We start from the raw sequence: 23,748 nt of genomic DNA, 5'->3' as shown, positions 1-23,748 counted from the left end.
AGGAGGTGCCGCGTAGCGCCCCCTGAGGGTGGTGGTGGGCGACGGGCAAGAAGGAGGTGCCGCGTAGCGCCCCCTGAGGGTGGTGGTGGGCGACGGGCAAGAAGGAGGTGCCGCGTAGCGCCCCCTGAGGGTGGTGGTGGGCGACGGGCGGGCAGAATGGACGCGGTCTAGCGAAGGAGTTCCCGTGGCGATCCGCGTCCTACTGGTCGATGACCAACCGCTGCTGCGCACCGGCTTCCGGATGATCCTCGAGGCGGAGCAGGATCTGGCGGTCGTCGGCGAGGCAGGGGACGGTCTGCAGGCCCTCGACCAGGTGCGGGCGCTGCAGCCCGATGTGGTCCTGATGGACATCCGGATGCCGCGGATGGACGGCGTGGAGGCGACCCGCCAGATCACCGGTCCGGGGCGGGACGGCCCGGCCAAGGTGCTGGTGCTGACCACCTTCGATCTGGACGAGTACGTGGTGGAGGCGCTGCGCGCCGGGGCCAGCGGCTTTCTGCTGAAGGACGCGCCCGCCACCGAGCTGGTGCAGGCCATCCGGGTGGTGGCGGCGGGCGAGGCGATGCTGGCGCCCAGCATCACCCGCAGGCTGCTCGACAAGTACGCCGGGCATCTGCCGTCGGGCGAGGAGCCGGTGCCGGACACGCTGCACACCCTGACCGAGCGCGAGGTCGAGGTGCTGAAGCTGGTGGCCCGGGGGCTGTCCAACGCGGAGATCGCCGCGGATCTGTTCGTCAGCGAGACCACGGTCAAGACGCATGTGGGCCATGTGCTGACCAAGCTGGGGCTGCGCGACCGGGTGCAGGCCGCCGTCTACGCCTACGAGAGCGGCCTGGTCCGCCCCGGCGCGCAGTAGCGGCCAGCGGCCCCGGGACGGTGGCGGTACGGCGGGAGGCCCGGGGCGCGCGCCCCGGGCCTCCCGCCGTACCGCCGTAAAGCCACGCGTCCCCGTCAGCTGTCGGACGACTTGCCGATCTCCCAGAAGCGGAAGACCGTCGAGGAGTCGAGGGTCCACTGGAGCCCGGAGATGTCGTCCTGGGCCACCGCGTACTGCTTGCCCTGCCACAGCGGGAGCATCGGCACCTCGTCGGCGACGATGTCCTGGATCCGCTGGAAGTCGCCGACCGTGGCCTCGCGGCTGGGCTGCTCGGCGGTGGCGGGGATGAGCTGCGCGGACAGCCGCGGCGAGGTGTAGTGGTTGGCCAGGACGTTGCCGGCGCCGAAGAACGGGGCGACGAAGTTGTCCGGGTCCGGGTAGTCGGGCACCCAGCCCTTCACATAGACGCCGTACTTCCCGCCGGCGACGCCCTTCTCGTACGCGGCGACGTCCGCGCTCTTCACGTCGACGTCGAACAGCCCGCTCGCGTTGAGCTGCCGGGCGATCTGGCGCAGGCTCGGGACGGTGCCGGGGCCGTACCGGATCGGGGTGCCCCACAGCGTGAGCTTGACCTTGCCGGAGATGCCCTCGTCCCGCAGCGCCTGCTTGGCCTTCTCGGGCTGCGGGCGGTCGCCGTACTTGTCGTAGAAGGCGGTGTTGTGGCCGGTGATCCCGGCCGGGACCACCGAGTACAGCGGTTCGGCGGTGCGCTTGTAGACGTCCCGCACCAGGGTGGAGCGGTCGATGAGGTACGCCATGGCCTTGCGCACCCCGAGCTTGCCCGCCACCGGGTCCTTCATGTTGAAGACCAGGTGCTGGACCTCGGCGCCGGTGCCCTCGACCACGTTCAGGCTCTTGCCGCCGCCGAGGCTCTGCGCCTGGAGGTCGGCGAGGTCCCGCATGGCCAGCCCGCGGTAGGCGAGGTCCACATCGCCCTTCTGCACGGCGGACTTCAGCCGCGCCTGCCCGCCGTGGAAGAACTTCAGGCTCAGCCCGGAGTTCTTCGGCCGGGCAGGCCCCTGGTAGCCGCCGTTGACGGAGAAGTCGGCCTCGTCCTTGGTGAAGGAGTCCAGCTTGTAGACGCCGGAGCCGACCGCCTTGTGGTCCGTGCGGAGCTTGTCGGCGGGGTATTCCTGGTGGTCGACGATGGACCCGGCGCCGGAGGCGATCTTCTGCGGGAAGGTCGCGTCGGAGCCCTTCAGATGGAAGACGACGGTCCGCTTGTCCGGGGTATCGATGCTGCCGATGGAGGCGAGCATCAGCGCCGGACCGTTCGCGTCATTGATCCGCTTGGTGCGCTCGAAGGAGAACTTGACGTCCTCGGAGGTGAGCGGATGGCCGTTGGAGAACGTCAGGCCGTTCTGCAGCGTGCAGGAGTAGACCCGGCTGGCGTTGTCCTTGAAGGAGCACTTCTCCGCCGCCTCCGGCTGCGGTGTGGTGCTGCCCTTCGGGAAGCTCAGCAGGGACTGGAAGACGTTGTTGAACAGCAGCCAGGAGCCCGGGTCGTAGCCGGATGCCGGGTCGGTGGCGAGCACCTCGTCCGACATCCCCATGACCACGTGCTCGCCGCTGCCCGCCGCGTCCCCGTCCTCACTGCCGCATCCGGTGAGCAGGGCGGCGGCCAGTCCCGCGCCGAGGGGAGCTGCCAGCCACTGATCACGTTTCCTCAACGGTCTTCCTCACACATTCGTCGTTTCGTGCCTGACCCCCGTGGGTCGTTCTCAGTCGCCCTTGCCGAGCTCCCACAGCTGGAGCATGGTCGAGGAGTCGAAGGCGTACTCGGCGCCGATGACGTTCTCGCGGGCGGCCACATAGGTGTTGCCCTGCCACAGCGGGAGATAGGGCACGTCGCTGGCGACGGCGTTCTGGATCGACTGGAAGTCCTTGTCGGCGAGGCTGCGCTGGGCCTCCTGCCGGGTCTTGGGGATCAGGTCGTCCTGGATGGTGCTGTTGCGGTAGGGCGAGTTGAGGAAGTTGTCCGTGGTGAGGAACGGCGCGGTGTAGCTGTCGGGGTCCGGGAAGTCGGGCAGCCAGCCCATCCCGGAGGCGGAGAACTGCCGCTTGATGAGCGCCGGGCGGAAGTCCCGCCACGGGTAGCCCTTGATCGTGACGGAGAAGAGCCCGCTGGCGTTGAGCTGCTTCTTCAGCTCCTTGAACTCCCCGGCCGTCTCCGGACCGTAGTGGTCGGTGGTGTAGGTCAGCGTCAGCTTCACCGGGGTGCTGATACCGGCGTCGCGCAGCACGCTCTTGGCGACCGCGGGGTCCGGGTCGCCGTACTCGTTGTGGAACGAGTTGATATGCGAGGAGATGCTGGTGGGGATCATCGAGTAGAGCGGCTCGGCGGTCCGCTTGTACACATCGCGCACCAGCGCCTGGCGGTCCACGAGATGGGCGATGGCCTGCCGGACCGCCTTGTTCTTGACCGCCGGGTCCGAGGTGTTGAAGACCAGATAGCGGATGCCCTGCCCGGAGGACTCGAAGAGCCGGACGCCCTTGACGTCGCCCTTGTTGAGCTTGTCGATCTGATCGGGCGAGAAGCCCCGGTGGACCACGTCGAGATCGCCCTTGACCAGCGCCTTCTCCATGGTCGCGGCGGAGTCGTAGAAACGCATCTCCGCCTTGTCGGCCTTCAGCTCGACATCGCCCTTGTAGTGGCTGTTCTTGGTGAAGACGACCTTGACCAGCCGGTTGTCGCGCACCTCGGTCTTCGCGGTGTACGGACCCGAGCCCGTCATCTCGAACCCATTGCGCAGCGCGTCGGGCTTGTAGACCTCGCTGTCCAGGATCGCGGCGGCCGGAGTGGTGAGCTTGGACGGGAAGGTCGCGTCCGGCTGCGAGAGGTGGATGACGATCTCGCGGTCGCTGGGGGTTTCGATCTTGTCCACGTTGGACAGCAACGACTTGGTGCCGTTGGGGTCGTCGATGCGCAGCACGCGCTCGAGGGAGAACTTGACGTCCTCGGAGGTCAGGTCGTGACCGTTGGAGAACTTCAGCCCGCTGCGCAGCGTGCAGCGGTACTGCTCGCTCTGCCGGTCCTGGAAGCCGCACTTCTCGGCGGCGTCGGGTATGGGCTCGGTTCCCGAGCGGGGCAGTCTCATCAGCGTCTGGAAGGCGTTGTGCAGCACGCTCCAGGAGGCGAAGTCGTAGGCCAGGGCCGGGTCCAGCGGAGCGGGCGCCGCCTTCGACGCCTCTATGCGGTCCGTGCTGCCCAGGACGATCGCCTCACCGTCCGAGCCCGAGCCGTCGGTACCACCGCACGCGGCGAGCGTGGAGATCAGGAGGCCGGCCACAGCCGGCAGCACCAGCGACTTGCGCGTCATTGTCGGGAGTCTCCCTGCCATCGATCAACTACTCGCGATGAGATTAGTCCGCGGCGCCGACCATGCTCAGACACAACGAAGTTGAGGCGATATCACGCCCCGATAACGAGCGGCCATTGACCGATATCCGGACGCCGCCACGATTCGTACGGCATGCCACCAATCCGGACACATGGGTTCACCCAAATCGCACCAGACAGGACGCGCGACAGGCAACCACCCCACTCGTTCACGGCATGCACAGTGATAAACATCACGTTCCATTGTCGCCAACGGAACGTGAAAAGTGCGCCCGCGCTATTCAGTTTGCAATTTACAGAAATACGCTCGGTGCGCGTTCAGTGCATTGCAGTGACCAGAGTACGCAAAAATGAGAGATCGACTTCTTCGAGCGAGCCGACGACCGTACGTCCCGCGGTGGGCTCGATCGGCACCACGGACGGCACCGCGACCACCCGGCACCCGGCCGCCTCCGCGGCCCGTACGCCCGTGTCGGTGTCCTCGATGACCACGCACCGCCCCGGCTCGGCGGCCAGTCCGGCCGCGGCGAACAGATAGGGGTCCGGATGCGGCTTGGTCCGCTCGACCTCGTCGCCCGCGACCGTCAGGGTGAAGTGCTCCGGGCCGAGCGAGCGCAGGACCCGGTCCATCACCCGCCGGTGGGATGCGGAGACCAGGGCGGTGGGGATGCCCTGCGCGGCCAGCTCGGTGAGCAGCCGGCGGGCGCCGGGCAGCATCGGCACGGTGCCGTCGATCAGCTCGGTGAAGCGGCTGTTGAGCAGGCCGGTGAGCTCGGCGAGGGCGATCTCGGCGCCGGTGGCCTCGATCAGGAACTGGGCGCTGCGCGACATCGGGCCGCCGACGACGACCTGGCGGTACTCCTCGGCGAGCGCATGACCGAGCTCGGCGAAGATGGCGACCTCCGCGTCCCACCAGATGCCCTCGGTGTCGACCAGGGTGCCGTCCATGTCGAGCAGAACGGCTTGCAGGGCCGAGCCTTCGGCCGTACGGGTCTCGACGGCGGGGATGCTGCTGGTCATCCAAACACCTCCGGATAAGGGGCACGAAGGCCGGCCCCCTTCCCCTGACGGGAAGGCGACCGGCCTCTACCGGATCGACCAGTCTACGTCGCGCCGCGCCGACGCGCCTCGTGAGCACCGAAAGGCGGTCACGAACCGCCGCCGGAGGACTACCGCGCGTTGAAGTACTTGGCCTCCGGGTGGTGGATCACAATGGCGTCCGTGGACTGCTCGGGGTGGAGCTGGAACTCCTCCGAGAGCTTCACCCCGATCCGCTCGGGCCGCAGCAGATCGGCGATCTTCGCGCGGTCCTCCAGGTCGGGGCAGGCGCCGTAACCCAGCGAGAAGCGCGCGCCGCGGTACTTCAGCGCGAACATGTCCTCCATCTCGCTCGGGTCCTCACCGGCGAAGCCCAGCTCGCCACGGACCCGGGCGTGCCAGTACTCGGCCAGCGCCTCCGCCAGCTGGACGGACAGGCCGTGCAGCTCCAGGTAGTCGCGGTAGGAGTCGGCGGCGAACAGCTCGGCGGTGGCCTCGCCGATCTTCGAGCCGACGGTCACCACCTGCAGCCCGACGACATCGGTCTCACCGGACTCCTCGGGCCGGAAGAAGTCGGCCAGGCACAGCCGACGGCCGCGGCGCTGGCGCGGGAAGGTGAAGCGGGTCCGCTCGCTGCCGTCCTCGTTCAGCAGGACCAGGTCGTCACCCTTGGAGACGCACGGGAAGTAGCCGTAGACGACGGCCGCCTCCAGCAGGTTCCCGGTGTGCAGCCGGTCCAGCCAGCCGCGCAGCCGGGGCCGCCCCTCGCGCTCCACCAGCTCCTCGTAGCCGGGCCCCTCGCCGGTGCGGGCCTGCTTGAGCCCCCATTGGCCCTTGAACAGCGCGCCCTCGTCCAGCCAGGAGGCGTAGTCGGCCTGCTGGATGCCCTTGACGACACGGGTGCCCCAGAAGGGCGGGGTGGGGAGGGGATTGTCGGTGGCCACGTCCGAGCGCGCGGGACCCTCGTCCGGCTCCGGCTCCCGCACCTGGGCGGCGCGCTGGGGGACGCGGCGCTGCCGGAGCTCGGGAAGCGCCGCGCCGGGCACACCGCGCTTGACGGCGATCAGGGCGTCCATGAGCCGCAGGCCCTCGAAGGCGTCGCGGGCGTAGCGCACCTCGCCCTCGTAGATCTCGTGCAGATCCTGCTCGACGTACGCACGGGTGAGGGCGGCGCCGCCGAGAATGACGGGGAACCGGGCGGCCAGCTTGCGCTGGTTGAGCTCCTCCAGGTTCTCCTTCATGATCACCGTGGACTTCACCAGCAGCCCGGACATGCCGATCACATCGGCGCGGTGCTCCTCTGCGGCCTCCAGGATCGCCGAGACCGGCTGCTTGATGCCCAGGTTGACCACGTTGTAGCCGTTGTTGGACAGGATGATGTCCACGAGGTTCTTACCGATGTCATGGACGTCGCCGCGGACGGTGGCGAGCACGATGGTGCCCTTGCCCTCGTCGTCCGACTTCTCCATGTGCGGCTCCAGATGCGCCACCGCGGTCTTCATGACCTCGGCGGACTGGAGCACGAACGGAAGCTGCATCTGGCCGGAGCCGAAGAGCTCGCCGACCACCTTCATGCCGTCCAGCAGTGTCTCGTTGACGATCTCGAGGGCGGGCCGCTCCTGGAGCGCCTCGTCGAGATCGGCCTCCAGGCCGTTGCGCTCACCGTCGATGATGCGCCGCTTGAGGCGCTCGTCCAGGGGCAGCGCGGCCAGCTCCTCGGCCTTGCCCGCCTTGAGGGACTTGGCGGTGGCGCCCTCGAAGAGCCCCATCAGCTTCTGCAGCGGGTCATAGCCCTCGGCGCGGCGGTCGTAGATCAGATCCAGGGCGGTCTTGACCTGCTCCTCCTCGAACCGCGCGATCGGCAGGATCTTGGAGGCGTGCACGATCGCCGAGTCCAGGCCCGCCTTGACGCATTCGTCGAGGAAGACGGAGTTGAGCACGATCCGGGCGGCCGGGTTGAGGCCGAAGGAGATGTTCGACAGGCCCAGCGTGGTCTGGACGTCCGGGTGGCGCCGCTTGAGCTCGCGGATGGCCTCGATGGTGGCGATGCCGTCCTTACGGGACTCCTCCTGACCGGTGCAGATGGTGAAGGTCAGGGTGTCGATGAGGATGTCCGACTCGTGGATGCCCCAGTTGCCGGTCAGGTCGGCGATCAGCCGCTCGGCGATCTCCACCTTGTGCTCCGGCGTGCGGGCCTGGCCCTCCTCGTCGATGGTCAGCGCGATCAGGGCGGCGCCGTGCTCCTGGGCGAGCCGGGTGACCTTGGCGAACCGCGACTCGGGGCCGTCCCCGTCCTCGTAGTTGACGGAGTTGATGACCGCGCGTCCGCCGAGCTTCTCCAGCCCGGCCCGGATGACGTCGACCTCGGTGGAGTCCAGGACGATGGGGAGGGTGGAGGCGGTGGCGAACCGCCCGGCCAGCTCCTCCATGTCCGCGACGCCGTCCCGGCCGACGTAGTCGACGCACAGGTCGAGCAGATGGGCGCCCTCGCGGATCTGCTCCCGGGCGATCTCCACACAGTCGTCCCAGCGGGCCTCCAGCATGGCCTCGCGGAACTTCTTGGAGCCGTTGGCGTTGGTGCGCTCGCCGATCGCCAGATACGAGGTGTCCTGGCGGAACGGCACGGTCTGGTAGAGCGAGGCGGCGCCGGGCTCGGGGCGCGGGGAGCGCTCGGTGGGGGTCAGGTCGCGGACCCGCTCGACGACCTGGCGCAGATGCTCGGGCGTGGTGCCGCAGCAGCCGCCGACCAGGGAGAGCCCGTACTCGCGGACGAAGGTCTCCTGGGCGTCGGCCAGCTCGCCGGGGGTGAGGGGGTAGTGGGCGCCGTCCTTGCCCAGCACCGGAAGGCCGGCGTTGGGCATGCAGGACAGCGGGATACGGGAGTGGCGGGCGAGGTGGCGCAGATGCTCGCTCATCTCGGCGGGGCCGGTGGCGCAGTTGAGGCCGATCATGTCGATGCCGAGCGGCTCGAGGGCGGTGAGCGCCGCGCCGATCTCGGAGCCGAGCAGCATGGTGCCGGTGGTCTCGACGGTGACCGAGCAGATCAGGGGGAGGTTGGCGCCGGTGGCGTCCAGGGCGCGGCGGGCACCGAGGATCGCGGCCTTGGTCTGCAGCAGGTCCTGGGTGGTCTCCACCAGGAGGGCGTCCGCGCCACCGGCGATCATGCCTTCGGCATTGGCCTGGTAGGCGTCGCGGAGGGTGACATAGGGCGCGTGGCCGAGGGTGGGCAGCTTGGTGCCGGGGCCCATGGAGCCGAGCACCCAGCGCTGGCGTCCGTCGGCGGCGAACTCGTCGGCGACCTCACGGGCGATCCGGGCGCCGGCCTCGGAGAGCTCGTGGACGCGGTCGGGGATGTCGTACTCACCGAGCGCCGCGTGGTTGGCCCCGAAGGTGTTGGTCTCGACGCAGTCCACCCCGGCGGCGTAGTACTCCGCGTGGACCGAGCGGACGATGTCCGGGCGGGTGATGTTGAGGATCTCGTTGCAGCCCTCGAGCTGCTGGAAGTCGTCGAGACTGGGGTCCTGCGCCTGGAGCATCGTCCCCATCGCGCCGTCGGCGACCACCACGCGGGTGGCCAGTGCTTCGCGGAGCGCGTCGGCTCGGGCGGCGGATGTGGGCGATGGCGTATGCGAGGCCATGGATGTGCTCCCTGGAGTGCGACGGCTGTCGGCTTTGCGCCCTCCCTGGGGACGGCGCACCACGCCAGGGTAGCTGCCAGTGGTCATTTCACGATGGTCGTTCCATCAGCCGGGATGGGCGCGGGCGGCCGGCCCTCGACGGGCCCTTGATCGTCGACACATGGCCTTGCGGTACCGCGGGGTCGACATGGACCGATAGTGTTCAGCATTGTCGAACCGCAGTCAGGAGGTTGGCGATGGCCCGGAACATCCAGTCGTTGGAGCGCGCCGCCGCGATGCTACGCCTGCTCGCCGGTGGTGAGCGACGTCTGGGACTGTCCGACATCGCCTCCACTCTGGGGCTGGCCAAGGGCACCGCACACGGCATACTGCGCACACTGCAGCAGGAGGGCTTCGTCGAGCAGGACGAGGCTTCCGGCCGCTATCAGCTCGGCGCGGAGCTGCTGCGCCTGGGCAACAGCTATCTGGACGTGCACGAGCTGCGCGCCCGCGCCCTGGTCTGGACGGACGACCTGGCCCGCTCCAGCGGCGAGAGCGTGTACCTGGGCGTGGTGCACCAGCAGGGCGTGCTGATCGTCCACCATGTCTTCCGGCCGGACGACAGCCGCCAGGTGCTGGAGGTCGGCGCGATGCACCCGCTGCACTCCACGGCCCTGGGCAAGGTGCTCTCCGCCTATGACCCGGTCGCCCACACCGAGGTGACCGAGGCCGACCGTAAGGCGTTCACCCCGCGCACGGTGACCGGGGAGCGGGAGTTCGAGGGCGTGCTGGACCTGATCCGGGCGCGCGGCTGGGCCTCCGATGTGGAGGAGACCTGGGAGGGCGTGGCGTCGGTCGCGGCGCCCATCCACGACCGGCGCCGGCTGCCCGTGGGAGCGGTGGGGATCACGGGCGCCGTCGAGCGGGTGTGCGACGACGGGGAGCTGCGCTCGGAGCTCGTGGCGGCCGTACGGGACTGCGCGCGCGCCGTCTCCCGGGACCTGGGCGCCCTCCGTTTCTGAATCGCGCCAACCCGTGCCGATCTGCCCCCATATCCCGGCATGACCTGCTTCATCACGGTTTCACATACGCGCGATTTTTCCTTCACACGACCCTTGACGGGGTCTTCGCCGTGAAGAAAACTGCCGTTCATCGGTCGGCATTGTCGAACACCTGACGACAATATTCGCTATGGTGGACTCGCCGCGGGCCGACCAACGCCCTCCCACGAGGGCGCGGACCACCGGAGAGAACCCGGGGGTTCGCCTTCCCCTGGACGAAGGACAAAGGAGTCGCGGGTGTCCAGCTCCGACATCTTCATCGGCGAGACCATCGGTACCGCCGTACTCATTCTGCTCGGCTGCGGTGTCGTGGCCGGCGTGATCTTGAAGCGATCCAAGGCGTTCGAGGCGGGGTGGGTCGCCATCACCCTCGGGTGGGGCTTCGCCGTGCTCACCGGCGCCTATATCTCGGCGCCTCTCTCGGGGGCTCATCTCAATCCGGCGGTGACGCTCGGCCTCGCCATCAAGGGCGGTATCGAGTGGAGCGATGTGCCGGTCTACTTCCTCGGCCAGATGCTCGGTGCGGTGATCGGCGCGTCGCTGGTGTGGCTGGCCTACCTCGGCCACTTCCACGCCCATCTCACCGACCGCGAGATCGTCGGCGGCCCGGGCGCCCAGGACACGGTGGCGGCGGACAAGCAGCAGGCCACCGACGCCGGCCCGGTGCTGGGCGTCTTCTCCACCGGCCCCGAGATCCGGAACGTCGGACAGAACCTGGCCACCGAGATCATCGCCACGGCCGTGCTGGTGCTCGCCATCCTCACCCAGGGTCTCAACGGCGACGGCAAGGGCCTGGGCGTCATCGGCGTCATGATCACCGCCTTCGTGGTGGTCGGCATCGGCCTCTCGCTCGGCGGCCCCACCGGTTACGCCATCAACCCGGCGCGTGACCTCGGCCCCCGTATCGCCCACGCCCTCCTGCCGCTGCCCAACAAGGGCGGCTCGGACTGGGGCTATGCCTGGATCCCGGTCGTCGGCCCGCTCATCGGCGGCGCCATCGCCGGCGGGATCTACGAGATCGCCTTCGCCTAGCCCACCCCACCACCCGCAGGAGAGCAGCAGATCATGACCGACACCCACACCACGAGTGCCTCGTCCCACGGCCAGGGCCCGTTCATCGCGGCCATCGACCAGGGCACCACCTCCAGCCGCTGCATCGTCTTCGACCGCGACGGCCGCATCGTCTCGGTGGACCAGAAGGAACACGAGCAGATCTTCCCCAAGCCCGGCTGGGTGGAGCACAACGCCACCGAGATCTGGGAGAACGTCAAGGAGGTCGTCGCCGGCGCCATCAGCAAGGCCGGCATCACCGCCATCGACGTCAAGGCGATCGGCATCACCAACCAGCGCGAGACCACCCTGCTGTGGGACCGCAAGACCGGTGAGCCGGTGCACAACGCCATCGTCTGGCAGGACACCCGCACCGACGCCCTCTGCCGCGAGCTCGGCCGCAACGTCGGCCAGGACCGCTTCCGCCGCGAGACCGGCCTCCCGCTGGCCTCCTACTTCGCCGGTCCCAAGATCCGCTGGCTGCTCGACAACGTCGAGGGGCTGCGCGAGCGGGCCGAGGCGGGCGACATCCTCTTCGGCACCATGGACTCCTGGGTCATCTGGAACCTGACCGGCGGCGTCAACGGCGGCGTGCACGTCACCGACGTCACCAACGCCTCCCGCACCCTCCTGATGAACCTCCACACCCTCGACTGGGACGAGAAGATCCTCACCTCGATGGACATCCCGGCCGCCGTGCTGCCGCGGATACGCTCCTCCGCCGAGGTCTACGGCCACACGGCCGAGGGCATCCTGGCGGGCGTGCCGGTCGCCTCGGCGCTCGGCGACCAGCAGGCGGCCCTCTTCGGCCAGACCTGCTACGCCGAGGGCGAGGCCAAGTCGACCTACGGCACCGGCACCTTCCTGCTGATGAACACCGGCGAGAAGCCGGTCAACTCCTACAACGGGCTGCTGACCACCGTCGGCTACCGGATCGGCGACGAGAAGCCGGTCTACGCCCTGGAGGGCTCGATCGCGGTCACCGGTTCGCTGGTGCAGTGGATGCGGGACCAGATGGGCCTGATCAACAGCGCCGCCGAGATCGAGACCCTCGCCAGCTCCGTCGAGGACAACGGCGGCGCGTACTTCGTGCCCGCCTTCTCTGGCCTGTTCGCCCCGTACTGGCGGGACGACGCGCGCGGCGTGATCGCGGGCCTGACCCGCTATGTCACCAAGGCGCACATCGCGCGCGCCGTCCTCGAGGCCACCGCCTGGCAGACCCGCGAGATCGTCGACGCGATGACCAAGGACTCCGGGGTCGAGCTCACCGCGCTCAAGGTCGACGGCGGCATGACCTCCAACAACCTTCTGATGCAGACCCTCTCGGACGCCCTGGACGCACCGGTGGTGCGCCCGATGGTCGCCGAGACCACCTGCCTCGGCGCGGCCTACGCCGCCGGTCTGGCCGTCGGCTTCTGGCCGGACACCGACGCCCTGCGCGCCAACTGGCGCCGGGCGGCCGAATGGACCCCCCGAATGGACGCGGACGTCCGCGACCGCGAGTACAAGAACTGGCTCAAGGCCGTGCAGCGGACCATGGGCTGGATTGAAGACGAGGAGTAATCAATGACCACCCTGCAGAGCGTTCCGTCCCTCGGAACGCACCCGGCTGCCGGTTCGAACCCGAGCCGAGCCGAAACCCGGGAACAGCTTTCCAAGGCGACGTACGACCTCCTGGTGATCGGCGGCGGCATTCTGGGCATCACCACTGCCTGGCACGCCGCGCAGTCCGGGCTGCGGGTGGCGATGGTGGACGCCGGTGACTTCGCCGGCGCCACCTCCTCCGCCTCCTCCAAGCTGCTCCACGGCGGCCTGCGCTATCTCCAGACCGGCGCGGTCAAGCTGGTCGCCGAGAACCACTTCGAGCGGCGCGCGGTCTCCCGTACCGTCGCCCCGCACCTGGCCAACCCGCTCACCTTCTACCTCCCGGTCTACAAGGGCGGCCCGCACGGCGCGGCCAAGCTGGGCGCGGGTGTCTTCGCCTACTCGGCGCTCTCCGCGTTCCGCGACGGCGTCGGCCATGTGATCGGCGCCGAGCGGGCCGCGCGCGACGTCCCGGAGCTGCGCACCGAGAACCTCAAGGCGGTCGCGGTCTACGGCGACGGCCAGATGAACGACAGCCGCATGGCCCTGATGACGGTCCGGGCGGCCGTGGAGGCGGGCGCCACCGTCCTCAACCACGCCGAGGTCGTGGGCCTGCGCAAGAGCGACGGCCGGGTCACCGGCGCCGAGCTCAAGGACCGCACCGACGGCACCGAGTTCGGGGTGAACGCCCGTCTGGTGCTCAACGCCACCGGCCCCTGGGTGGATCATCTGCGCCGGATGGAGGACCCGAACGCGGCACCGTCGATCCGGCTGTCCAAGGGCGCGCATCTGGTCCTCAAGCGCACCTCCCCCTGGCGGGCGGCGCTGGCGACCCCGATCGACAAGTACCGCATCACCTTCGCCCTCCCCTGGGAGGACATGCTGCTGCTGGGCACCACGGACGAGGAGTTCGAAGGCGACCCGGCCGATGTCGCGGTCAACGAGGCGGACATCACCCAGATCCTGGACGAGGCGGCCTTCTCCATCCGCGACCAGCAGCTCTCCCGCGACCTGATCACCTACTCCTTCGCGGGGCTCCGGGTGCTGCCCGGCGGCCCCGGCGACACCGCCAAGGCCAAGCGCGAGACCGTGGTCACCGAGGGCAAGGGCGGGATGCTCTCCATAGCCGGCGGCAAGTGGACCACCTTCCGCCACATCGGCCGCACCGTGATGCACAAGCTGGCCGAGCTGCCGGGCCGCCCGCTCGCCGACGACATGGAGCCGGTCAAGCAGCTGCCCAAGCACATGCCGCTGCCGGGCCTGGCCAATCCGCACGCCGTCGAGCACCGGCTGCTGGTGGACGGCGGCACCCCCGGCCCGCGCATGGCCGCCGACACCGCCCGCCACCTGGCGACCCACTACGGCTCGCTCTCCTTCGACATCGCCCGGCTGGCCAGCGGCGACCCGGCGCTCGCGGAGCGCGTCCACCCGGACGCCCCGGAGATCTGGGCGCAGGTCGTCTACGCCCGGGACTACGAGTGGGCGCGCACGGCGGACGACGTACTGCGCCGCCGCACCACCCTGACCATCCGCGGCCTGGACTCCGAGGACATCCGGAGCCGGGTCGAGGACCTGCTGGCCAAGCGACCCTGACCCCCGCGGGGCCGCCTTCCCAGGTCCGGGCGGCCGGGTGAGAGGAAACGTCTTCTCGCCCGGCCGCCGGACTCGGTTCGGGGCCGCGGCCGGCTCGCCCCGGTGGTGCGCCGGGGGCGTCCCGCACGCCGCGGAGCTGACCTGAGGCTTCCCAAGTTCCGTCGGCTGTAAGGAAGTTGGCCGTGACCCTCTGGGCCAGCCGCAGACTTACTCGTGCGTTAAAAATCTGCTGAATCGCTCTTGCCTTCTTCGGCGGTGCGCGCATCAATGACATCGCCCGTGGATGACGGGCGGGAACCCCCACACATCAGCGCACTCCCCCACTCCGGAAGGCAGTCCCATGAGACGCTTCAAGCTCGGGATCAGCACGGCAATGGGAACAGCAGCACTGGCCGCCGGCGCACTGGCGCTGGCGCCGACCGCGTCCGCGGTCGACCCCACGACCGCGACCCTGACCGCCGACTGCGGGACCTACGGGTCGGGCCTGGCCACCCTCACGGCCACGCAGAGCGGGACGGCCGCGACCATCACCCTGTCCTCGGGAGCGATCAAGGCTCCGATCGACGTTCCGGCGGGCTCGGTGAGCTCGACGCTGACGCTGTCGAAGAACGGCTCCGGGACCGCCACCTTCACCGGCAACGCCAACCCGGCGATCCCGACCGGCTCCGACGTGACCACCGGCCCGCTCAAGGGCACGGTGGCCGCGGGCGACGTCCTGGAGGCCAAGTCGCTCAAGCTGGTCATCTTCGGCCTGATCACGGTGAACTGCACCGCCACCTCGCCCCAGAACCCGGGGCCGTTCACCTTCTGAGCCATCCGATGAACCGGCCCTGAGCCCCTCTTCGGGCCCTCCCGGCAGTAGGTCACAGCGGACCGGCGGCGTCCCCGGCAGACGCCGCCGGTTTCGCGCGCGCCATAAGTCATAATGGACCCCTGATACATCGGATGTTTGGCTCCGGGGAGGTCCACCATGGCGGTCACCGACGAGGCGATCGAGAAAATCAAGGGCATGATCGTCTCGGGCGCGCTGCGTCCCGGTGACCGGCTCCCCAAGGAGAGTGAGCTGGCCGCCGATCTCGGGCTGTCCCGCAACTCGCTGCGCGAGGCCGTGCGGGCCCTGTCGCTGATCCGGATCCTCGACGTACGCCAGGGCGACGGCACCTATGTGACCAGCCTCGACCCCCAGTTGCTGCTGGAGGCGCTGAGCTTCGTCGTGGACTTCCACCGCGATGACACCGTACTGGAGTTCCTGGCGGTACGGCGGATCCTGGAGCCCGCGGCCACGGCGCTGGCCTCCACCCGGATCAGCGAGGCCGAGCTGGACCGGCTCCAGGCGCAGCTCGACGCGCTCGGGCAGGAGCCCTCGGTGGAGGAACTGGTCGCCTGCGACCTGGAATTCCACCGCGGCATCGTCCAGTGCTCGGGCAACTCGGTGCTGTGCTCACTGCTCGACGGGCTCTCCGGGCCCACCACCCGGGCCCGGGTGTGGCGCGGTCTGACCCAGGAGGACGCGGTCAGCCGCACCCTCCATGAGCACCGGGCGATCCTCTCCGCGCTGCGGGACCGCGACGCGGAGGCGGCACGGTCCTGGGCGACGGTGCACATCGCCAGCGTGGAGCAGTGGCTGCGCTCCACCCTGTGAACCCCGGCAGGCGGCGCGCGCCTTACGGCTGGAGGCCGTAGGCGCGGGCCGCGTTGCCGCCGAAGACGGCGGCGCGCTCGTCCTCGCCGAGCCGGCGGGTGGCGCGCTCCGCGAGGGACACCACCTCGTCGTAGGTCGCGGCCAGGACGCACACCGGCCAGTCGGAGCCGAACAGCACCCGGCCGGGCCCGAAGGCGTCCAGGACGTGCTGCGCGTACGGCAGCACCTGCTCCGGCTTCCAGCCGTCCCAGTCGGCCTCGGTGACCAGTCCGGACAGCTTGCAGTCGACGCCTGGCAGGGCCGCGAGCGAGGTGAGCTGCCGGGCCCAGAGGTCGCGCTCACCACTCGCCACGGGCGGTTTGGCGGCGTGGTCCAGGACGAAGCGCACCTGCGGCAGCTCGCGGACGGCGTCGATGGCCGCGGGGAGCTCGCGCGGGGTGACCAGCAGGTCGTAGACCAGCCCCGCGTCGGCCACGGCGGCGAGCCCCCGGCGGGCGTCGTCGCGGTCCAGCCAGCGCGGATCCGGCTCGTCCTGCACTTGGTGGCGCAGGCCCACCAGCCGGTCGCCGCCGGGCCCGGCGGCCAGCTCCGCGAGCACCTCGCCCACCCCGGGATCGGTGAGGTCGGCCCAGCCGACGACGCCCGCGATCCGGTCCGACCCGCCCGCCAGGGCCAGGAGTTCCCGGGTCTCCTCGACGGAGGAGCTGGACTGGACGACGACGGTGGCGCCGATCCCATGGGCGTCCAGATGCGGGGCGAGATCGTCCGGGGTGAAGGTGCGGCGGATGGGTTCGGCCCACGGGCCGTCCATCCAGGGCTGCTCGCGGCGGGTCAGGTCCCACAGATGGTGGTGGGCGTCGATACGGCGAGGCAAGGTCACTCCTCGGGGGTTGGGACCGGCAGCGGGATGTCGTCGTCGAGCAGCCCGCGCGCCACCAGAGCCTGCCACAGCTCATCGGGGATGTGGTGGGTGAACAGCTCGGCGTTGTCCCGGACTTCGGCCGGGGTGGCGCAGCCGACCACCGCCGCGGCCACCGCGGGATGGCCGAAGGGGAAGCGCAGCGCGGCGGCCCGCAGCGGCACCTCGTACTCGGCGCACACCTCGGCCAGCCGCTGGGCCCGCGCCAGGAGCTCGGGCGGCGCCTGCTGGTAGTCGTAGCGGGCCCCGGGGGCGGGATCGGCGAGCAGCCCGGAGTTGTAGACCCCGCCGACCACCACGGAGGTACCGCGCCGCTCGCACACCGGCAGCAGATCGTCGTGGGCGGTGCGGTCCAGCAGCGTCCAGCGCCCGGCGCACAGCACGACGTCCACATCGAAGTCGGCGACGAACCGGGCGAGGAGGTCGCTGTGGTTCATGCCGAAGCCGATGGCCCGGACGAGCTTCTCCTGCTTCAGCTCGGCCAGCGCCGCGAAGCCCGTCTCATAGACCTCACGGATGTGGTCTTCCGGATCGTGGACGTAGACGATGTCCAGGGCGTCGACCCCGAGCCGCTCCAGGGAGGACTCGAGGGTGGCGCGGATGCCGTCCCGGGTGAAGTCCCACTCGCGGACCCGGTCGGGGGTGTCGGCGAACCCGTCCGACTGGACGGGCTCCCCCGGGGCGCGCGGCCGCAGCCGCCGCCCCACCTTGGTGGAGAGGGTGTACGAGGCGCGCTCGCGCCCGGCCAGCACCCGCCCCAGCCGCTCTTCGGACAGACCGACGCCGTAGTGCGGCGCGGTGTCCATATAGGTGAGGCCGGTGTCGAACGCCGCCCTTACGGTGTCCCGCGCGCGCTCCTCCGGCACCGCCTCGTAGAGATTGCCCAGCGGCGCGCAGCCAAGGCCCAGGGGTGGTACGCGCACCCCCGAGCGCCCCAGTTCGCGCGGGCCGCTCGGCGGCCGTCCTCCGTCGTCCATCATTGGCTTCCTCCCGACCGGCTCTCAGTCCTGCTTCTCGCCGCTGGCGTAGCGGGAGATGATCAGCGCGACGATGATGATCGAGCCGTTGATGAACTGGTTCCACAGGGGCGGTACCCCGCCCAGGGTCATCACATTGACGACCAGTTGCAGCGTCAGCACGCCCGTGAGCGCGCCGAAGAGCGTGCCGCGGCCGCCCTTGAGGCTGATTCCGCCGATGACCGCCGCGGCGAACACCTGGAAGATCCAGCCGTTGCCCTGGGTCGCGGCGACCGAACCGTAGTGGCCGGTGTAGAGGATGCCCGCGAAGGCGGCGAGGAGTCCGCCGACGCTCAGCACGATCCAGGTGATCCGGTCCACCCGGATACCCGCCGCACGCGCGGCCTCCGGGTTGCCGCCGATCGCGTACAGCGCGCGCCCGTGCCGCAGATAGCCCAGCGCCAGGCCGCCGAGGGCGTACAGCCCCAGGCAGATCCACACGGCGGCGGGCACGCCCAGCCAGTCGGCCTTGCCGAGGTAGCGGAAGGACTCGGGGACGTTGACGATCGACTGGCCCTCGGCGACGCCGACCTGCAGTCCGCGCAGCATGGTGAGCATGCCCAGGGTCGCGATGAAGCCGTTGACGCGCAGCTTGAGCATCAGGAAGCCGTTGGCCGCGCCGATCAGCGCCCCGACCGCCAGGCACAGCGGTATGGCGGTCCACACCGGCAGCAGCCCCAGGCCCTCGAACCGGGCCCCGTGATCGGGCAGGACGAGCCACAGGGCGATCACCGGCGCCACGGCGATGGTCGACTCCAGCGAGAGGTCCATCCGCCCGCTGATCAGGATCAGCGCCTCGCCCAGCACCAGCAGCCCCAGCTCGGTGGACTGCTGGACGACGCCGATCAGGTTGTCCTCGGTGAGGAAGGCGGGCGAGACGATGAAACCGATGACCCCGAGGACGAAGATCACGGGGACCAGTGACAGATCGCGCCAGCGCGCGAGGTCGATCCGCGGCCGGCCCCGCCCCGCCGGACCGTCAGCCACCGCCTCGGCGGTCCGCTGGCGTGCGGTATCGGTCATGACTGCCTTCCTTCTGTGCGGTCTTCTGTGTCCCCCGCCGTGCCGCCGGTGCCCGGCTCCGTCATGCCCTCCATGGCGGCGACGAGCTGACGGTCGCTCCAGCCACTGCCGAACTCCGCGACCACCCGCCCGTGGAAGAACGCCAGGATCCGGTCGCAGACCCGCAGATCGTCCAGTTCGTCGGAGACGATGACCGCGCCGCTCCCGGCCGCGGCGACATCCCGTACGACGCCGAGCAGGGCGTCCTTGGACTTCACATCCACCCCGGCGGTCGGGCGGATCGCGACCAGGAGGCTCGGCTCACGGGCCAGTGCCCGCGCGATGACGACCTTCTGCTGATTTCCGCCGGACAAACCCGAAACGGGCTGCGAGGGGCCCGAGGTCTTGATGTCCAGGGAGGTGATCATCCGCTGGGCGAAGGCACGGGTCCGGGAGGGCAGCACCATGCCGTAGGGCCCGAGTTGGTCGGTGACGGTCAAGGTGGCGTTCTCGGCGACGCTGCGGCCCAGGACCAGGCCCTGGTCGTGCCGGTCCTCCGGGACGTAGCCGATGCCCGCGTCGATGGCGTGCGGCACGCTGCCGGGGCGCACCGGGCGGCCGCGCACCGACAGCTGCCCGCCGGCCGGTTTGCGCAAGCCCACCAGGGTCTCGCCGACCGCCGTGTTGCCACTGGCCGTGGCCCCGGCCAGGCCGAGCACCTCGCCGGGGCGCACCACCAGGTCCAGCGGGTCGAACTCGCCCTCCAGGGTGAGCCCTTCGGTGCGCAGCACCGGCTCCCCACCCGGGTCGGCCTCCTTACGGGCGACGGGGGCGCGGACGGCCACCCGGGAGTCGCCCCCGGGCACCGCGCCGTCATCCCCGGTCATCGCCGCCACCAGCTCCTCCTTGGGGAGGTCTGCGACCGGGGCGGTGAGCACATGCCGGGCGTCGCGGAAGACGGTGACGGTGTCGCAGAGTTCGTAGACCTCCTGCAGATGGTGCGAGATGAACAGGAAGGCCACCCCCTGCCGGCGCAGCTCGAGCAGCTTGGCGAAGAGCCGGTCGATTCCGCCCGCGTCGAGCTGGGCGGTGGGCTCGTCGAGGATGATCAGCCGGGCGCCGAAGGAGAGGGCACGGGCGATCTCCACGAACTGCCGCTGCTCGACGCTGAGATCCTTCGCCCGCGTCTGCGGATCCACCTCCACGCCGTACTCGGTCAGCAGCGCGCGGGCGTCCTCGCGCAGGGCGCGCCAGCGGATGTGGCGCGCCCCCGGGAAGCGGTTGAGGTAGAGGTTCTCGGCGACCGTCAGGTCCGGAACCACCATCGACTTCTGGTAGACGCAGGCCACCCTGCGCTGCCAGGCGGCGGTGTCGCCGTAGCCGGGGGCGGGCTCGCCCCCGAAGGTGACCTCGCCCTCGTCCGGGCGCTCCATCCCGGTCAGTACGGACACCAGCGTGGACTTGCCCGCCCCGTTGCGCCCGACGAGCGCATGGGCCTCCCCGGGCCGTACGGCCAGCCGGGCCTGGTCCAGGGCGACGGTGGGACCGAACCGTTTGACGATGCCCTGGGCCCGCACCACGGCGGGCTGCTCGACCGTGCCCATGGTCACTTCTTCTCGAGCTGGTTGGCCCACAGCTTCTTGTCGTCGACGTTCTCCTTGGTGACCAGCGGCGCCGGGAGCTGGTCCTCCAGACCGTTCTCGATCTTGATGATGTTGGAGCCGTGATCGGTGGGGCCGGGTTTGAACGTCTTGCCGTCCAGAGCGGCCTTCGCGTAGTTCAGGGCCCACTGGGCGTAGAGGTCGGCGGGCTGGGAGAGCGTGGCGTCGATCTTCCCGGAGCGGATCGCGTCCAGCTCCTCGGGTATCCCGTCGTTGGAGATGATCGTGATGTGCTTGTCCGAACCGGCCGGCTTCAGCAGCCGCTTCTGCTCCAGCAGTGCGAGCGTGGGCTGCAGGAAGACGCCGCCCGCCTGCATGTAGATGCCGTTGATGTCCTTGTGCTGGGCCAACAGGCTCTGCAGCTTGGCGGAGGCCACATCGCCCTTCCAGTCGGTGGGCAGCTCATGCACCTTGATGCCGGGGTACTTCTTCTTCATGCAGGAGGCGAACGCCTGCGAGCGGTCCCGGCCGTTGATGGAGCTGAGGTCGCCCTGGAGCTCGGCGACCCGGCCCTTGCCGCCCAGCTTCTCGCCGAGGTACTCGCACGCCTTGGTGCCGTACGCCCGGTTGTCGGCCCGTACCACCATGTAGATCTTGCCGGAGTCGGGCCGGGTGTCCACGCTCACCACGGGGATCTTCTTCTCCTCCAGCTGTTCCAGCGTGGAGGAGATGGCGCCGGTGTCCTGGGGGGCCATGACGATCGCCTTGGCGCCCTGGTCGGTGAACGCCTGGACGTTGGCGACCAGCTTGGAGATGTCGTTCTGCGAGTTGGACAGCGGCAGCGCGGAGACGGTGCCCTTGTCGACACCCTTCTCCAGGTACTGCTGGTAGGAGTTCCAGAAGTCGGTGTCCGTCCGCGGCATGTCGATGCCGACCTTGCCGCCGCCGGCGCCATTGCTCTCGCGGTTGCAGCCGGTGAGCGCTGCGACGGCCAGCAGCACGGCGCAGGCGGCGGTGCCGGTGGTGCGGAGTCTCGTCATCGAGTCCCGTCCTTGGTCGTTCTGGGTCGAGTGGTGCGGCTGGTGCTGGTCTTGGGCGTAGCGTCCGGCGAAGCCGTTGTCCAGAGTGGAGGCGGTGTCCGGGGTGGAGGCGGTGTCTCAGGAGGATGCGGGGCGCAGCCTCAGTCCCTGCATCCCTCCGTCGACGGCCAGCGCGGTGCCGGTGACGGCCGCGGCGGCGGGGCTGGCGAGATACGCGACGGCGGCGGCCACCTCGTCAGCGGAGACCAGCCGTCCGGTGGGCTGACGGGCCTCCAGGGCGGCGCGCTCGGCCGCCGGATCCGGGGCCTGGTCGAGCAGCCGGCCGACCCACGGGGTGTCCGCGGTGCCGGGGTTGACGCAGTTGACGCGGACCCCCTCGCGGATGTGGTCCGCGGCCATGGCGAGGGTCAGCGACAGCACCGCACCCTTGCTGGCGCTGTAGGCGGCGCGCTGCGGCAGTCCGGCGGTGGCGGCGATCGAGCAGGTGTGGGTGATGGAGACGGCGCCGGGCCGGTCCGCCGCGGCGGCGCGCAGATGGGGCAGCGCGGCCCGCGCGGTGCGGACCAGGCCCAGCACATTGATGTCCAGCAGCCGGTGCCACTCCTCGTCGGAGTTGTCCTCGACGCTGCCGATCGCGCCGATGCCCGCGTTGCCGACGAGGGTGTGCAGGGCGCCGAACTCGGTCACCGCCGCGTCCACCGCGGTCCTGATCGCCTCGTCGGAGGTGACGTCGGCCTTGAGCGGCAGCGTGCCGTCCGGGGCGCCCGACGGATCGCGGTCGAGCACGGCGACCCGCGCTCCCCGGTCGCGCAGCGTGGCGGCGATGGCGGCGCCGATACCGGAGGCGCCGCCGGTGACGAGCGCGGCCAGCCCTTCGAAGTCGCCGGTGGTCACTGGTTGTCCTCCTGTCGTACGGGCTGTGCGGGTACGTGCGGTGCGGGTGCGTGCGGTGCCGGTTCGGGCCCCGCGAGACGGGCCCGCCATTCGGGCCCGTCCGGATAGCGGTAGGCGGCGATCGACTCGGGGTACATACGGGCGGAGAAGCCCGGCGCGGTCGGGGTGCGGTAGCGGCCCGACTCGATGACCACGGGATCGGCGAAGTGCTCGTGGAGGTGGTCGACATACTCGATGACCCGGTCGTCCCAACTGCCCGATACGGCCACGAAGTCGAACATGGCCAGATGCTGGACGAGTTCGCACAGCCCGACGCCGCCCGCGTGCGGGCACACCGGACGTCCGTACTTGGCGGCGAGCAGCAGGATCGTGAGGTTCTCGTTCACCCCGGCGACCCGGGCCGCGTCGATCTGGACGAAGTCGACCGCCTCGGCCTGGAGCAGCTGCTTGAAGACCACGCGGTTGGCGACATGCTCACCGGTGGCGACCTTGACCGGCTGTCCGGCGCGGATGGCGGCGTGGGCGAGGACGTCGTCCGGGCTGGTGGGCTCCTCGATCCAGTGCGGGTCGTACGGCGCCAGGGCGCTCATCCAGCGCACCGCCTCCGCCACGTCCCAACGCTGGTTGGCGTCCACGGCGATGCGCACATCGGGGCCGACCGCCTCGCGCGCGAGCCGCATCCGCCTGAGGTCCTCGTCGAGATCGGCGCCGACCTTGAGCTTGATCTGGCCGAAGCCGTCGGCGACGGCCTCCTGCGCCAGCTTGATCATTTTCTCGTCGGAGTAGCCGAGCCAGCCGGGCGAGGTGGTGTAGGCGGGGTAGCCCCGCTCGCGCAGCAGCGCGGCGCGCTCGGCGCGGCCGGGCTCGGCGGCGCGCAGGATGGCGAGCGCCTCGTCACGCGTGAGCGCGTCGGTGAGGTAGCGGAAGTCGACCAGCTCGACCAGCTCCTCGGGCGACATCGCGGCGAGGAACTGCCACAGCGGCTTGCCCGCCTGCCGGGCGGCGAGATCCCAGGCGGCGTTGACCACCGCGCCCGCCGCCATATGCATGACGCCCTTCTCCGGCCCGAGCCAGCGCAGCTGCGAGTCATGGGTCAGCTCACGGTGCAGGGCGGCCAGATCGGCCGCCGTCAGCGGCGCGGGACGGCCCACCACATGGGAGCGGAGAGAGCGGATGGCGGCCGCGGTGACATCGTTGCCGCGGCCGATGGTGAAGACGAAGCCGTGTCCCTCGGATGCCGCCCCCTCCCCCGCATCCGTGCGCAGCACGACATAGGCGGCGGAGTAGTCGGGGTCCGGGTTCATGGCGTCCGAGCCGTCGAGCTGCTCCGAGGTGGGAAACCGGATGTCATGGACCTCGAGCTCGGTGACGGATGGACGCAGACTCAATGGGTGCTCCCTGAAACGATGCGCGAGAGAGAACATCGGACCTTTCGCGATGATCCGATGTATAGCGCTGCGCGAAGGGTTTCGTC

18 protein-coding genes are annotated in these 23,748 nt (G+C 70.1%); 7 read left to right on the top strand and 11 right to left on the bottom strand.

Annotated features, from left to right (window positions below):
* Positions 1 to 184 precede the first annotated feature (184 nt).
* Positions 185 to 856, top strand: a complete 672-nt coding sequence (locus tag ACFYOY_RS19185) for a response regulator transcription factor (protein WP_009719179.1) — start codon at positions 185 to 187, stop codon at positions 854 to 856.
* Between the two features lie 95 nt (positions 857 to 951).
* Here ACFYOY_RS19185 and ACFYOY_RS19180 read toward each other — a convergent pair whose 3' ends face one another.
* The 4 genes from ACFYOY_RS19180 to metH form a co-directional block, all read right to left on the bottom strand.
* Positions 952 to 2,547 carry an ABC transporter substrate-binding protein gene (locus ACFYOY_RS19180; protein ID WP_351885816.1) on the bottom strand — a complete coding sequence of 532 codons (1,596 nt, stop codon included), beginning with the start codon at positions 2,545 to 2,547 and terminating at the stop codon, positions 952 to 954.
* Between the two features lie 51 nt (positions 2,548 to 2,598).
* Positions 2,599 to 4,197 carry an ABC transporter substrate-binding protein gene (locus ACFYOY_RS19175; protein WP_351885819.1) on the bottom strand — a complete coding sequence of 533 codons (1,599 nt, stop codon included), beginning with the start codon at positions 4,195 to 4,197 and terminating at the stop codon, positions 2,599 to 2,601.
* 338 nt (positions 4,198 to 4,535) lie between these two features.
* Positions 4,536 to 5,237, bottom strand: coding sequence for an HAD family phosphatase (locus ACFYOY_RS19170; RefSeq protein WP_351885822.1), 702 nt, complete (start codon positions 5,235 to 5,237; stop codon positions 4,536 to 4,538).
* Positions 5,238 to 5,386: 149 nt separating this feature from the next.
* A complete protein-coding gene (gene metH / locus ACFYOY_RS19165) occupies positions 5,387 to 8,893 on the bottom strand; it encodes a methionine synthase (protein ID WP_388588217.1) in 3,507 nt (1,168 codons plus the stop codon).
* Between the two features lie 236 nt (positions 8,894 to 9,129).
* Between metH and ACFYOY_RS19160 the strand changes: the two genes are divergently transcribed.
* From ACFYOY_RS19160 to ACFYOY_RS19135, 6 genes are all read left to right on the top strand, one after another.
* A complete protein-coding gene (locus ACFYOY_RS19160) occupies positions 9,130 to 9,894 on the top strand; it encodes an IclR family transcriptional regulator (protein WP_351885828.1) in 765 nt (254 codons plus the stop codon).
* Between the two features lie 276 nt (positions 9,895 to 10,170).
* On the top strand, positions 10,171 to 10,965 hold the full coding sequence (locus ACFYOY_RS19155) for an MIP/aquaporin family protein (RefSeq protein WP_351885831.1): 795 nt from the start codon (positions 10,171 to 10,173) through the stop codon (positions 10,963 to 10,965).
* Between the two features lie 33 nt (positions 10,966 to 10,998).
* Positions 10,999 to 12,546 carry a glycerol kinase GlpK gene (gene glpK / locus ACFYOY_RS19150; RefSeq protein ID WP_345622202.1) on the top strand — a complete coding sequence of 516 codons (1,548 nt, stop codon included), beginning with the start codon at positions 10,999 to 11,001 and terminating at the stop codon, positions 12,544 to 12,546.
* 3 nt (positions 12,547 to 12,549) lie between these two features.
* Entirely contained in the window at positions 12,550 to 14,160 is a 1,611-nt protein-coding gene (locus ACFYOY_RS19145; protein WP_351885834.1) for a glycerol-3-phosphate dehydrogenase/oxidase, read from the top strand.
* A gap of 340 nt (positions 14,161 to 14,500) precedes the next feature.
* Positions 14,501 to 14,971 (top strand): hypothetical protein, encoded by a 471-nt coding sequence (locus tag ACFYOY_RS19140; RefSeq protein WP_059148619.1) that lies wholly within the window; start codon positions 14,501 to 14,503, stop codon positions 14,969 to 14,971.
* A gap of 159 nt (positions 14,972 to 15,130) precedes the next feature.
* Entirely contained in the window at positions 15,131 to 15,802 is a 672-nt protein-coding gene (locus tag ACFYOY_RS19135) for a FadR/GntR family transcriptional regulator (RefSeq protein ID WP_093460521.1), read from the top strand.
* Between the two features lie 22 nt (positions 15,803 to 15,824).
* Here the strand turns inward: ACFYOY_RS19135 and ACFYOY_RS19130 are convergent, their stop codons facing one another.
* The 7 genes from ACFYOY_RS19130 to ACFYOY_RS19100 all read right to left on the bottom strand — a co-directional run bounded on the left by ACFYOY_RS19130 (position 15,825) and on the right by ACFYOY_RS19100 (position 23,698).
* Positions 15,825 to 16,676, bottom strand: coding sequence for an amidohydrolase family protein (locus ACFYOY_RS19130; RefSeq protein WP_351885838.1), 852 nt, complete (start codon positions 16,674 to 16,676; stop codon positions 15,825 to 15,827).
* Between the two features lie 2 nt (positions 16,677 to 16,678).
* Entirely contained in the window at positions 16,679 to 17,698 is a 1,020-nt protein-coding gene (locus ACFYOY_RS19125) for an aldo/keto reductase (protein WP_388588210.1), read from the bottom strand.
* A 24-nt stretch (positions 17,699 to 17,722) separates the two neighbouring features.
* A complete protein-coding gene (locus ACFYOY_RS19120; RefSeq protein ID WP_351885841.1) occupies positions 17,723 to 18,760 on the bottom strand; it encodes an ABC transporter permease in 1,038 nt (345 codons plus the stop codon).
* Positions 18,757 to 20,343 (bottom strand): sugar ABC transporter ATP-binding protein, encoded by a 1,587-nt coding sequence (locus ACFYOY_RS19115; RefSeq protein WP_388588207.1) that lies wholly within the window; start codon positions 20,341 to 20,343, stop codon positions 18,757 to 18,759. The genes ACFYOY_RS19120 and ACFYOY_RS19115 overlap by 4 nt, the downstream gene beginning before the upstream one ends.
* 2 nt (positions 20,344 to 20,345) lie before the next feature.
* Complete coding sequence (locus ACFYOY_RS19110; protein ID WP_351885847.1) at positions 20,346 to 21,380, bottom strand: sugar ABC transporter substrate-binding protein; 1,035 nt, start codon at positions 21,378 to 21,380, stop codon at positions 20,346 to 20,348.
* Between the two features lie 117 nt (positions 21,381 to 21,497).
* Positions 21,498 to 22,274, bottom strand: a complete 777-nt coding sequence (locus ACFYOY_RS19105) for an SDR family NAD(P)-dependent oxidoreductase (protein ID WP_208517859.1) — start codon at positions 22,272 to 22,274, stop codon at positions 21,498 to 21,500.
* Positions 22,271 to 23,698: an enolase C-terminal domain-like protein gene (locus ACFYOY_RS19100; RefSeq protein ID WP_388588203.1), complete on the bottom strand. Its 1,428-nt coding sequence runs from the start codon at positions 23,696 to 23,698 to the stop codon at positions 22,271 to 22,273. Before ACFYOY_RS19100 ends, ACFYOY_RS19105 begins: the two co-directional genes overlap by 4 nt.
* Positions 23,699 to 23,748 lie beyond the last annotated feature (50 nt).

The organism is Streptomyces sp. NPDC007875 (assembly GCF_042868035.1).
GTDB lineage: Bacteria > Actinomycetota > Actinomycetes > Streptomycetales > Streptomycetaceae > Streptomyces > Streptomyces antimycoticus.
This window is presented reverse-complemented; position numbering and strand designations above follow the sequence as displayed.